We start from the raw sequence: 12,265 nt of genomic DNA, 5'->3' as shown, positions 1-12,265 counted from the left end.
GCAGGAAGGAACCTCGCTCTCCGTGCAGGGTTATTCACACGACGGCGTGGATTGGACCTGTTGAGAATGCCTTCAACTGCGATCAGAAGCATCGATTACCAGCCGGCGACGAGGGTACTCTCCGTATGGTTCGTCCCGAGCGGAAACCGCTATGATTACGAGGACGTGCCGCCGCAGGTCCACGCGGCATTCCGCAAAGCCTCGTCGAAGGGCCGGTTCTTCAACGCGCATATTCGCGACCGGTACAAATACCATCTGGTCGAGCAGAGCCATTCGAGCTGAGCCGAGGCCATCCGCCTCAGCCGGGCCCCTCCATCACCTTGCGCGTGTGGCGGGCGATCACACCTTCCTCGTCGGTCGCCACGACGCGGACTTCCACTTTGCTCTCCGCCTGGCTCATCAGCGCGGCATGAGAGCTGTTGGCGGCCTGGTCGATCGCCACGCCGAGCCAGCCAAGCCTGCCGCAAATCGCTTTGCGGGCCCGGGCAGAGTGCTCGCCGATGCCGCCGGTGAACACCAGGCATTCGAGGCCACCCAGCGTGTTGGCGAGGGCGGCAACTTCCCTGGCGGCGCGGAAGGCGAAAAGCTCCACCGCTTCGCGGGCCCGGCGGTCGTCGCTGGCCTCCAGCGTGCGCATGTCGCCGGAAATGCCGGACACGCCGAGCAGGCCGGATTCCTCATAGAGCATGTCTTGCAGCGCCTGTCCCGAAAGGCCTCTTTCCAGTAGCAGGTACAAAAGCACGCCCGGATCGATGGCGCCGCAGCGTGTGCCCATGACCAGGCCATCAAGCGCCGAAAAGCCCATCGTCGTATCGACGCTTCGCCCGTCGCGCATGGCGCACAGGCTCGCCCCGTTGCCGAGATGGGCGACGATGGTTCTTTTCGCCGCCAGATCGGGCGATATCTGCTTGAGCCGGCCGGCAACATATTCGTACGAAAGCCCGTGAAAGCCGTAGCGGTGGATGCCGTCTGCCTCATAGCGGCGCGGCAGCGCAAAACGGCTGACCAGAGGCTCGATGGTCCGATGGAAGGCCGTGTCGAAACATCCGACCTGCGGCAGGTCGGGCCGCAGCGCGGCAAGCGCCCGGATTGGTGCGAGGCTGCGTGGCTGGTGCAATGGCGCAAGCGGGGTCAGCCTGTCGAGAGCCTCGATAACTGTCGGCGTCAGGCGGACAGGTTCGACGAACTCGCGTCCGCCATGGACGATGCGATGGCCGGCGGCGATCAACTTCCTTCCGCCAAGTTCGTTCTCGATCCACTGCAGCATCTGGCCGAGGCCCATGTCGCGTGATGCGTCCGCGGTAAGTGGTCGATCGCACTGCAGCTCCCCATCGGCGGCTTTCGCGGTCAGCCTTGGCGCATCGCCCAGATCCAGCGAACCGCGCGAGGCAAGATCCGGCTCGGCGGACGCTGCAAGGTCGTAAAGTCCGAACTTGATGCTGGACGAGCCGGCATTCAACGCAAGGATCGATCGTCGCATCAATCGCCGGCCCTCGTCGCGCCGTCCTGCGGCCAGGACCATTTCTGGATCTCGGGCATGTCCTCGCCATGTTCGCGGACATAGGCCGTATGCTCAGCCAATTTCCCATGCAGCGCCGCGGCAAGCTCCTTCGCCCGCTCGGCCAGCCCCGGCACGCGCGCGATCGCAGCGAGCGCCAGATGATAGCGGTCGAGCTGGTTGAGCACGACCATGTCGAACGGCGTCGTCGTCGTGCCTTCCTCGCGAAAGCCGTGCACATGCATGTTGTCGTGATTGGCGCGCCGGTAGGTCAGACGGTGAATGAGATAGGGGTAGCCGTGATAGGCGAAGATGACCGGCTTGGCCCTGGTGAACAGTGCGTCGAATCTGTCGTCGGCAAAGCCATGCGGATGCTCGGAATTCGACTGCAAGATCATCAGGTCGACGACATTGACGACGCGGATCTTCAGGTCCGGAATGCCCGAGCGCAGGATGTCGGCTGCGGCAAGCGTCTCCAGTGTCGGCACGTCGCCGGCGCAAGCCAGGACCACGTCCGGTTCTTCGCCCTTGGCAACCGTCCCGGCCCATTCCCAGATGCCGGCGCCGGCCTGGCAGTGCGCTTCCGCGTCCTCGGCGGACAGCCATTGCGGCGCCGGCTGCTTGCCGGCGACGATGACGTTGATGCGGTTGTAGGTTTTCAGGCAATGGTCGGTGATCCACAGCAGCGTGTTGGCGTCGGGCGGGAAATAGAGCCTTACCGTGTCGGCCTTCTTGTTGGCGACGAAATCGGCAAAGCCCGGGTCCTGATGGCTGAAGCCGTTGTGATCCTGTCGCCAGACATGCGAGGTCAGCAGGTAGTTGAGCGAGGCGATCGGCTTGCGCCAGGCAAGTTCGCCGGAGGTCTTCAGCCATTTGGCGTGCTGGTTGACCATGGAATCGACGATGTGGACGAACGCCTCGTAGCACGAGAACAGGCCGTGTCGGCCGGTCAGCAGATAGCCCTCCAGCCAGCCTTGGCAAAGGTGCTCGCTGAGCACTTCCATGACGCGGCCGTCGCGGGAAAGATGGACGTCGTAAGGCTCGATCCGCTCCATCCAGATACGATCCGTGACTTCGAACACATCGTCGAGGCGGTTGGAGGACGTCTCGTCCGGTCCCATCAGTCGGAAGTTCCTGGCATCGGCATTCAAGCGGATCACATCGCGAAGATAGCTTCCGACGGTCCGCGTCGCCTCTCCGACAGCACCGCCCGGACGCGGTACGTCGAGCGCCAGGCCTTTCCAGTCGGGAAGCACCAGGTCTTGTTTCAGCAGGCCGCCATTGGCGTAGGGGATTGCGCCCATTCGTCTTGGTCCTGTTGGCGCAAGCGCCGCGAGCTCCGCCAGGAGATGGCCGCCTTTGTCGAACAGTTTTTCCGGCTCGTAACTGCGCATCCAGTCTTCCAGGATCTGGCGGTGCGCCGCATCGCCGCGTGCATTCGACACCGGCACCTGGTGCGAACGCCAGAAATCCTCGACTCGTCTGCCGTCGACCTCTTTCGGCCCGGTCCAGCCCTTTGGGCTGCGCAGCACGATCATCGGCCACAGCGGCCGCTCTCCCTTCCAGCCCGCGGCTCGTGCGGGCTCCTGGATGGAGTGGATCCGGTCGAGCACCGTATCGAGCGTGCGGGCCATCTCGCGATGCATCGCGGCAGGTTCATGACCTTCGACAAAAAAGGTTTCGTAGCCATAGCCGAGGAACAGGCTGCGCAACGCCTCGTCTTCCATGCGGCCGAGGATCGTCGGGCTGGCGATCTTGTAGCCGTTGAGATGCAGGATCGGCAGGACGGCACCATCGGATGCCGGATTCAGGAACTTGTTGGAATGCCAGGCCGCGGCGAGCGGGCCGGTCTCGGCTTCGCCGTCGCCGACGACGCAGGCAACGACAAGGTTCGGATTGTCGAAGGCGGCGCCGAAGGCATGGACCAGTGCATAGCCGAGTTCTCCGCCTTCGTGGATCGAGCCGGGCGTCTCCGGAGCCGCGTGGCTCGGCACTCCGCCGGGAAACGAGAACTGCCGGAACAGCTTTCGCAGGCCGCCTTCGCCCCTGCCGACCTCGGGATAGATCTCGCTGTAGGTGCCCTCGAGCCAGGTGTTCGCGACCATTGCCGGGCCGCCGTGACCCGGACCGCAGATGAACAGGACATCGAGACCACGTTCGCGGATAATCCGGTTCAGATGCACATAGATGAAATTGAGGCCGGGCGTCGTGCCCCAATGGCCGAGCAGCCGCGGCTTGATGTGCTCGGGCCGCAAGGGCTCGCGCAAGAGCGGATTGTCGAGCAGATAGATCTGGCCAACCGAGATGTAGTTCGCGGCGCGCCAGTAGCGGTCCATCAGATCGATCTGGTCAAGGCCGGTCATGTGCGTAGTGGTGCGGGCCTCGTCGTTCATGGAAATGCCTCCGGAATACACTCGTCCGTCGTTATCTGGAGTGGCGTCGCGTCGGAGAAAGGATTTGCCTCGAAATAAGTTTGGGCGGCGCGGCCGGCGCCCGCTTGTCGATCCTGCAACGCGCCTCGCCAGACAAAAGCGGGTCGGTCTTTGGGGAACCTCGGGGCTTGCCAACGGTTAGGAAGATGCACCGCATTGCTTGAATCCAAGGGGACCGCCGAGGCCCTGAGATATGAGCCGGCCGAAGTGCCGTTGAGCAGGTTGGGCGATTGCAGCGGAAGCCCTAGGAGGAGCAGAAAGATGCTCGATCTCTCCCATGCCCGCAACCAAATGGTCGATATCCACCTGAGCCGCCGTGGCATTCGCGACCGCAATGTCCTTCTAGCGATGCGCGAGGTCCCGCGCGAGGCTTTCGTCGAGCCTGGTTTCGAAGAATTCGCCTATGAGGACGGGCCGCTGCCGATCGCCGAAGGTCAGACGATATCGCAGCCCTATATCGTTGCATTCATGATCGAAATGGCGGAGATCGGAGCCGGTGACCACGTCCTTGAGGTCGGCACCGGATCAGGCTATGCGGCTGCCGTAATGAGCCGGATCGTCGAACGCGTCTACACGATCGAGCGCCACGCCGCGTTGGCTGAAACGGCAAGGCAGCGGTTCAAGAAGCTTGGCTACGACAATATCGAAGTCCGCACCGGCGACGGCACCAAGGGCTGGCCCGAGGCGGCACCCTTCGATGCGATCCTGGTTGCGGCCGCCGGACCCGGCGCACCTCTCGCTCTGCAGGAACAGCTCGACGTCGCCGGCCGGCTTGTCATCCCGGTCGGCGACGAATTCGACTCGCAGCGTCTGCTCAAGGTCACCCGGACCGGCGCAGCAACTTACACCGAGGAGGATTTCGGCGGCGTGCGGTTTGTTCCGCTGATCGGCGAGCAAGGCTGGGGCGAGCCAGGCAGCGACAGCCAGATAGCGGCCGAGCTTCCGCACCGGCATCAGCGCAGGAGCAGCCTGCCGCAGATGATCGCGGCCGCCGCCGAGCCGCTTCCGGATTTCGACGATCCGGCCTTCGGTGCGCTGTTCGACCGGTTTGCCGACCGCCGCGTCGTCTTGCTCGGCGAAGCCAGCCACGGCACGTCGGAGTTCTACCGCGCGCGCGCCGCGATCACTCGCAGGCTGATCGAGAAGCATGGCTTCACCATCATCGCGGTCGAGGCCGACTGGCCCGATGCCGCGGCGATCGACCGTTATGTCCGCCATCGGCCGCGGCGGCCGGGCGCCGCGCCGCCGTTCCAGCGCTTTCCCACCTGGATGTGGCGCAACACCGACGTCGCGGCGTTCGTCGACTGGATGCGAGTGCGTAATGAGCGGATCAGCAAATCCTCCCGGCGGGCCGGATTCTATGGCCTGGACATCTACAATATGGGCGGATCGATTGCGGCGGTCCTGCAATATCTCGACCGGGTCGATCCGCAGGCGGCGAGGATCGCGCGCGAACGCTATGGCTGCCTGACGCCGTGGCAGAACGACCCGGCCACCTATGGCCGTGTCGCACTCACCTCCGGTTACCAGAAATGCGAGAAGGCCGTGCTCGAGCAATGCCGGGAACTGCTTTCCAGAGAGCTCGACTATGCGCAGCAGGACGGTATCGATTTCCTCGACGCCACCCAGAACGCCCGCCTGGTCGCCTCCGCCGAGCGTTATTGCCGCACCATGTATTATGGCGGCGCGCAATCCTGGAACCTGCGCGACACCCACATGTTCGAAACGCTGGAGCACCTGCTGCAGGCCCGCGGCCCGAATGCCAAGGCGGTGGTGTGGGCACATAATTCCCATATCGGCGATGCCCGCTATACCGAAATGGGGATCGTCAGGGACGAACTGAATATCGGCCAGCTCTGCCGCCAGCGTTTTGGCGACGAGGTTGCCTTGATCGGGCTCAGTACGCATTCCGGGACGGTGGCCGCCGCCACCGACTGGGACGGCGACATGGAAGTGAAACCGGTTCGGCCTTCCCACAACGACAGCTATGAGCGGCTTTGCCACGACAGCGGCGTCTCGCCTTTCCTGCTCGATTTCGAGCGCGACGACACGCTGCGCGAACGGCTTCTGGAGCGCCGGCTGGAACGCTTTATCGGCGTCATCTACCGGCCCGAAACCGAGCTCCACAGCCATTATGCGGACGCCTCGCTCGCCCGCCAGTTCGATGCTTTCGTCTGGTTCGATGAAACCAGTGCCGTGACGCCGCTTGGGCCGGAACATGCGGGGACAGGCCTTCCCGAGACCTATCCTTTCGGGCTGTAGCGAATTTGGACCCTGGGAAAGCGGAAAATCAAAAGAAGGAGGTCACCGATGGCCGGAAAAAAGACTCATGAGCAGCAATTGCGCATCATCGAAGAGCGCGAGAACACGAAAAACGCCGGCAAGGATTTCGACGCGGAAGCGGATTTGAAAAAGACCAGGCAAGAGCGCGAGGCGTTCCGGCGCGGTGCCGAGCTCAGATCGGACCCGAAGGATATTGCCGATCCCGACGATCGCAACATCATCCGCGGCGAGCACCAGGAAAGCGCCCACAACAAGCATCGCGCCGACCGCTGAACGGCCGGATCGCTTGACGTTAAGACAATACGGCTCCGGCTCCGTTCCCTGATCTGACGGATGCAGCGTTCGTGGCCGCAAAATTGGCGGACGAGGGCGCCGTCTTGATCCCTGGGGCTATTCGGCAAAAAATGTCGCGGCGACAGCAATTGAGACGAGGCTCAGTATCGCCAGGCCTGCCCTAGCGACATGCGAAGCCTCCCAGACGTTGCGCAAATCTCTCCAGTCGCCGGTCTGCTTTCGAGAGAACATTGAAAAGAACGTCGCGGCGGATTTCGGCAGGGCAGTGTCTTGCACCCAGAAATTATTGACGGGGTGCGTGACCAACCAATAGGTCGCGTGCTCCGCACGCAGGAAGACAAGCGCCGCCAAGGTCCACCAGAATCGGGCGCTTGGATAGGGCGTCAGGTAAAGCAGGACGGCGAGTGCAATGATGCCGCCGATCTCGGCGAACCCGCCGATCGTGAAGCCGGGATAGTAGATCGCCTGCACTGATCTGTAGGTGGCCTCCTTGAGGCGCAACTTGCCGGGCAATTCCAGAGCGTGCGCGAGCGAGAGCGCCATCGAGACGGCGACCAGCAGAAGCGTGGCGATCGTCAATGCGCGCATGTTCCTGCTCCCGACCATGCCCTCGTGGTGCGCGCGTAGATAGGGTGGTTGGTGATCCGGTAAAGGCAACGACACCCGACTTCGCCGGCAAGTCCGGTTCGGTCATTCCCCGATCTGGCTGGTCGACCGTTCGTGGACTGTGGCGCCGGTCTGCGCGTCGACCGCGACCATGCTGACCTCGTAGCCCCAGAGCTTGCGGATATGCCGCAGTGTGGCGTCGCGGCTGCCGCCTTCCAGCACTATGCCGTCCTTGACCTTATGCTGCAGGCGCAGATGCCGGTCGCCGAGCAGGTCCACGTCCACCACCTGGATGTCCGGCCGGCTGGCGCCGATATCGTAGCTGTGGGCGAGTGCGGCGCGGATGCTCTCGTAGCCGCGCTCATTGTGTATCGAGGCGACTTCGTAGTGCGGATCGTTGGCCGCATCGGCAAGCACAAAGAACCGCCATTTCCGGATCAGGGTAGGGCTCAGATACTGGCGGATGAAGGACTCGTCGCGATGGTTGGCCCAGGCGTCCAGCAGGGTCTGGCGCCAGTCGCCATTGCCGGCGATATCGGGAAACCAGTCGCGGTCCTCGGCGGTCGGCGCGGTCGAGATGCGCTGGATGTCCTGCATCATGTCGAGGCCCAGCGCGTAAGGGTTGATACCGGAAAAGCGCGGATCGTCGAAGCCCGGCTGGAAGATCACATTCGAATGGTTGCGCAGGATCTCCAGCATGGCACCTTCGCCGATCAGGCCGCGGTCGAACAAAAGGTTCATCAGCGTGTAATGCACGAAGGTGGCGCAGCCCTCGTTCATCACCTGCGTTTGGCGCTGCGGATAGAAATACTGCGCGATGACGCGGACAATCCGGATGACCTCACGCTGCCAGGGTTCCAGGATCAGGCTGTTCTTCTCCAGGAAATAAAGCAGGTTTTCCTCGGGCAGCTTGAGCGATTTCTTGCGTTCCGCCATGATGTCCGTCTCGCGGGGCTTGGCGCCGTCCTTCGAAGGCGGCAGCGTGCGCCATAGGTCATTGTAGGAACGCTCCTCGTATTCCAGGCGCTCGCGAACGCCCTCGCGCTGCTTTTCCGACGACAGCTTCGGCGGCCGGTGATATCTGAACACGCCCTGCTCCATCAGCGCATGTGCGGCATCGAGGATCTCTTCCACCGCATCGACGCCATGCCGCTCCTCGCAGCGGGCAATGTAACCCTTGGCGAAGTCGAGATAACTGAGGATGGCGCTGGCGTCCGTCCACTGCTGGAACAGATAATTGTTCTTGAAGAAATGGTTATGGCCGAGTGCCGCGTGCGCCGTCACCAGGGCCTGCAAGGCCATGGTGTTTTCTTCCATCAGATAGACGATGCAGGGATTGGAATTGATGACGAGTTCATAGGCAAGCCCCCGTCCGCCTTTGCGATAGAGCAATTCCTGGTAGAGGTAGTGCTTGCCGAAGGACCAGTGCCGGTACATCAGCGGCATGCCGACCGAGGAATAGGCGTCGAGCATCTGTTCGGACGAGATTATCTCCATCTGTACCGGATAGACGTCGAGGTGGAGCTCTTCGGTGGCGATCGCCTCGATGGTCTCGTAAGCGCGCGACAGCGTCCTAAAATCCCATTCGGAACCGGAAAACAACAACCCGGATCTGCTCGCCATCAGCCCCCTCTTTCACCGCTCTTTTGATAACCCGGCTGTCTGGCGAAGAGCTGGCGGAAAACCGGGTAGATGTCGGCCGCCGTGGCGATGCGGCTCATCTGGAAGTTCGACCACCTCAGCTTGACCGCACTGTAGGCACGCCACAGCGACGTGCCGTTGTCGGTGGCGCCGAAGATGTGGCTCTCGCGCTCGTCGAGGATCTCGACATAGGCAAAATACTGGCAAAGCCGCATGATCTGTTCGTCGAGCAGGGTGATGCAGCGCTCCGAATCGGTGACGAAATTGTCGCCGTCCGAGGCCTGGGCGACATAGATGTTCCATTCGCGGCTGGGATAGCGCTGCTCGACGATGCGGTGCATCTCCTCGAGCGCCGTGGAAACCACCGTGCCGCCGCTCTGGGTGTTGTAGAAAAAGGTCTCCTCGTCCACCTCCTGCGCCTCGTGCGTGTGGCGGATGAAGACCACCTCGGTCCGGTCGTAGCGCCGTTTCAGGAACAGGTGCAGCAGCACGAAGAAGCGCTTGGCCAGATCCTTCTCGCGTTCGCCCATCGAGCCGGACACGTCCATCAGGCAGAACATCACCGCATTGGCATTCGGCACCGGCTGGGCGTCGAAGCGGTTGAAGCGGATGTCGACCGGGTCGACATAGGCGATTCGCTTGCGGCGGCGCTCCAGTCGCTCAAGCTCTTCCTGCAGCGCCACGATGCGCTGGCGCATCTCGGCGTTCTGCGGCTTCGCCTCCAGCGACGTGATCTCCTGCGCGATTGCGTCGAGTTCCTCCTGCTTGGGGCGCCGGAGTGCTATGCGGCGGCCATGGCTGTTGCGCATCGTGCGCCCGACATTGATGTTGGTCGGCGAGCCGGTCGCGGCGAAGCCGGCCCGGCGCGGCTTGAAAGCGAGGATCTCCTTGAGGTTGAGCTTGACCATGTCCGGCAGTTCGAGGTCTTCGAAAAAGAGGTCGAGAACCTCTTCGCGCGACAGCACGAAACGGAAATCGTCCTCCGATTCGGTTCTTCCCGGGGCTGATCCCATGCCGCCGCCCTGGCCGGGCTTGGGCAGCCGGTCGCCTGGGGTGAAATGCTTGTTGCCGGGCAGGACGTGCTGGCGGCTGCCGCTGTTCCTGGCATCGTTGAAGCTCGGCTCGCCGGTACCCCGCACCGGCATCGAAACGGCATGCTCCGCGTCCACGTCGGCGATCTTGCCGGCGCGGATCTGATCGCGGATGGTGCGCTTCAACTCTTCGCGCGCCCGCCGCAGGAAACGCTGCCGATTGCCGAGGCTTTTGTCCTTCGGGTTCAGTCGGCGATCAATGAAGATCGGCATATGTTACCCCGGGCTGGCTTCAACCCGCCTTGTTCACCCGCATGTACCAGTCCACCAGCCGGCGGACCTGGCGCTCGGTGTAGCCGCGCTGGATCATCCGCTGCACGAATTCGGTATGCCGCTTCTCCGTCACGCTGTCCTGCTTGGAGCCGAAGCTGATCACTGGCAGCAGGTCCTCGACCTGCCCGAACATCCGCTTCTCGATGACTTCGCGCAGCTTCTCATAGCTTGTCCATGACGGGTTGCGGCCATGGTTTCTGGCCCGCGCGCGCAGCGTGAACTTCACCACTTCGTTGCGGAAGTCCTTGGGATTGGCGATGCCGGCCGGCTTTTCGACCTGCGACAATTCGTTGTCCAAGACCTCGCGATTGAGGATCTGGCCGGTATCGGTATCCTTGTAGTCCTGATCCTCGATCCAGGCATCGGCGTAGGCGATATAGCGGTCGAACAGGTTCTGGCCGTATTCGCTGTAGGATTCCAGATAGGCCTTCTGGATCTCGTGGCCGATGAACTCGGCATAACGGGTGGCCAGCTCCGACTTTATGAAATCGAGATAGTCCGCCTCGGTCTCCTTCGGGAACTGCTCGCGCTTGATCGCCTCTTCAAGGATGTACATCAGATGCACCGGATCGGCCGCCACCTCTTCGGTGTCGTAATTGAAGGTCTGCGACAGGATCTTGAAGGCGAAGCGGGTGCTGACGCCGGTCATGCCTTCGTCGACGCCGGCGGCGTTTCGGTATTCCTGGACCGACTTCGCCTTGGGATCGGTTTCCTTGAGGTTCTCGCCGTCATAGACGCGCATCTTGGTGTAGAGCGGCGAATTGTCGTGTTCGGCCAGGCGGGTCGAGACGGTGAACCGGCTGAGGATATCGAGCACTTCCGGAGCGCAGGGGCTGTTAGCCAATTCGCTTTCGCGCAACAGCTTCTCGTAGATCTGCCGCTCTTCGGTGACGCGCAGGCAATACGGCACCTTGACCACCAGGATGCGGTCGAGGAACGCCTCGTTGTTCTTGTTGTTCTTGAACTGCAGCCATTCCGATTCGTTGGAATGGGCAACGATGATGCCCTGATAGGGGAAAGCGCCGAAATTCTCGGTGCCGTTGTAGCTGCCTTCCTGGGTGGCGGTCAGCAGCGGATGCAGCACCTTGATTGGCGCCTTGAACATCTCGACGAATTCGAGCAGCCCTTGCGTCGTCCGGTTCAGCCCGCCGCTATAGGAGTAGGCGTCCGGATCGGACTGGCTGAAGTTTTCCAGCTGCCTGATGTCGACCTTGCCGACCAGGGCCGAAACGTCCTGGTTGTTCTCGTCGCCCGGCTCGGTCTTGGCAATGCCGATCTGGCGCAGCCTGGACGGCATCAGCTTGACGACGCTGAATTTGGAGATGTCGCCGGACAATTCGTCGAGGCGCTTGGCCGCCCAGGGCGAGATCAGGCCGTTCAGCCGCCGTCGGGCGATGCCGTATTTGTCCTCCAAAAGGTCGCCCATGCGGTCGGGGTCGAACAGCCCGAGCGGCGATTCGAAGACCGGGCTGACCTGGCCGCCGACCTTCAGCGTATAGATCGGACGCTGCTCCATCAGCCTTTTCAGCTGCTCCGCAAGCGAGGACTTGCCGCCGCCGACCGGGCCAAGCAGATAGAGGATCTGCTTGCGTTCCTCGAGCCCTTGCGAGGCATAGCGGAAATAACCGGCGATACGCTCGATCGTATCCTCCATGCCGTAAAAGTCGGCGAAGGTTGGATAGATCTTGATCGTCCGGTTCGAAAAAATACGGCCGAGCCGCTCGTCCTTGCTGGTATCGACAAAGGTCGGCTCGCCGATCGCCTCGACCATCCGCTCGGGTGCCGAGGCGTACATCGACTTGTCCTCGCGGCAGGCAAGCAGATATTGCTGGAGGCTTATCTCCTCCTGAGCCGCATTCTTGTAAACCTCGGAAAACAGATCGAAGACGTCGGATTGATTCTCACGCATGGTATTCCTAGCCCCGGAGCCGGTGTGGCTGCACGTTTGTCTCTTGAACAACCAAATGTCAGAAAGCCCTTGTGGTTCCCTTCACTTCGCAGAGAGTGCATGTGATCGAAGGATAAGAGTCTAGATAAGGACATCCTGAGTGCAGACAAGGCGTGCAACGTCCTGACCGAGGCATAAAATCCTGAATTGCACCGCGCCCCGCTGACGACTCCCAACAAGACGGAGGAACGGTTCGGGT

General features: G+C 62.2%; 9 protein-coding genes. 3 read left to right on the top strand and 6 right to left on the bottom strand.

Features of this window, described 5'->3' with window-relative positions; all coding sequences use genetic code 11:
* The first annotated feature begins 66 nt into the window (after positions 1 to 66).
* Positions 67 to 282 (top strand): KTSC domain-containing protein, encoded by a 216-nt coding sequence (locus tag NKJ15_RS03620; RefSeq protein WP_352473055.1) that lies wholly within the window; start codon positions 67 to 69, stop codon positions 280 to 282.
* A gap of 16 nt (positions 283 to 298) precedes the next feature.
* Here the strand turns inward: NKJ15_RS03620 and NKJ15_RS03615 are convergent, their stop codons facing one another.
* Positions 299 to 1,480, bottom strand: a complete 1,182-nt coding sequence (locus NKJ15_RS03615; RefSeq protein WP_352814067.1) for an acetate/propionate family kinase — start codon at positions 1,478 to 1,480, stop codon at positions 299 to 301.
* Complete coding sequence (locus NKJ15_RS03610) at positions 1,480 to 3,891, bottom strand: phosphoketolase family protein (protein WP_352814066.1); 2,412 nt, start codon at positions 3,889 to 3,891, stop codon at positions 1,480 to 1,482. Before NKJ15_RS03610 ends, NKJ15_RS03615 begins: the two co-directional genes overlap by 1 nt.
* A gap of 300 nt (positions 3,892 to 4,191) precedes the next feature.
* Between NKJ15_RS03610 and NKJ15_RS03605 the strand changes: the two genes are divergently transcribed.
* Together NKJ15_RS03605 and NKJ15_RS03600 are read left to right on the top strand one after the other, a co-directional pair.
* Complete coding sequence (locus NKJ15_RS03605) at positions 4,192 to 6,192, top strand: protein-L-isoaspartate(D-aspartate) O-methyltransferase (RefSeq protein ID WP_352814065.1); 2,001 nt, start codon at positions 4,192 to 4,194, stop codon at positions 6,190 to 6,192.
* A gap of 48 nt (positions 6,193 to 6,240) precedes the next feature.
* On the top strand, positions 6,241 to 6,486 hold the full coding sequence (locus NKJ15_RS03600) for a hypothetical protein (protein WP_023720508.1): 246 nt from the start codon (positions 6,241 to 6,243) through the stop codon (positions 6,484 to 6,486).
* 117 nt (positions 6,487 to 6,603) lie between these two features.
* Here NKJ15_RS03600 and NKJ15_RS03595 read toward each other — a convergent pair whose 3' ends face one another.
* From NKJ15_RS03595 to NKJ15_RS03580, 4 genes are all read right to left on the bottom strand, one after another.
* Complete coding sequence (locus NKJ15_RS03595) at positions 6,604 to 7,095, bottom strand: DUF1772 domain-containing protein (protein WP_352814064.1); 492 nt, start codon at positions 7,093 to 7,095, stop codon at positions 6,604 to 6,606.
* Between the two features lie 102 nt (positions 7,096 to 7,197).
* Positions 7,198 to 8,736 carry a SpoVR family protein gene (locus NKJ15_RS03590; RefSeq protein WP_352814063.1) on the bottom strand — a complete coding sequence of 513 codons (1,539 nt, stop codon included), beginning with the start codon at positions 8,734 to 8,736 and terminating at the stop codon, positions 7,198 to 7,200.
* Positions 8,736 to 10,058: a YeaH/YhbH family protein gene (locus tag NKJ15_RS03585; RefSeq protein WP_352814062.1), complete on the bottom strand. Its 1,323-nt coding sequence runs from the start codon at positions 10,056 to 10,058 to the stop codon at positions 8,736 to 8,738. Before NKJ15_RS03585 ends, NKJ15_RS03590 begins: the two co-directional genes overlap by 1 nt.
* 19 nt (positions 10,059 to 10,077) lie before the next feature.
* Complete coding sequence (locus tag NKJ15_RS03580) at positions 10,078 to 12,027, bottom strand: PrkA family serine protein kinase (protein WP_352449545.1); 1,950 nt, start codon at positions 12,025 to 12,027, stop codon at positions 10,078 to 10,080.
* Positions 12,028 to 12,265: the final 238 nt, after the last annotated feature.

The sequence above is a fragment of the Mesorhizobium sp. M0207 genome (assembly GCF_040321995.1).
Lineage (GTDB): Bacteria > Pseudomonadota > Alphaproteobacteria > Rhizobiales > Rhizobiaceae > Mesorhizobium.
Note: the sequence above shows the minus strand (reverse complement) of the source record. Positions and strands in the feature narration are given on the sequence as shown.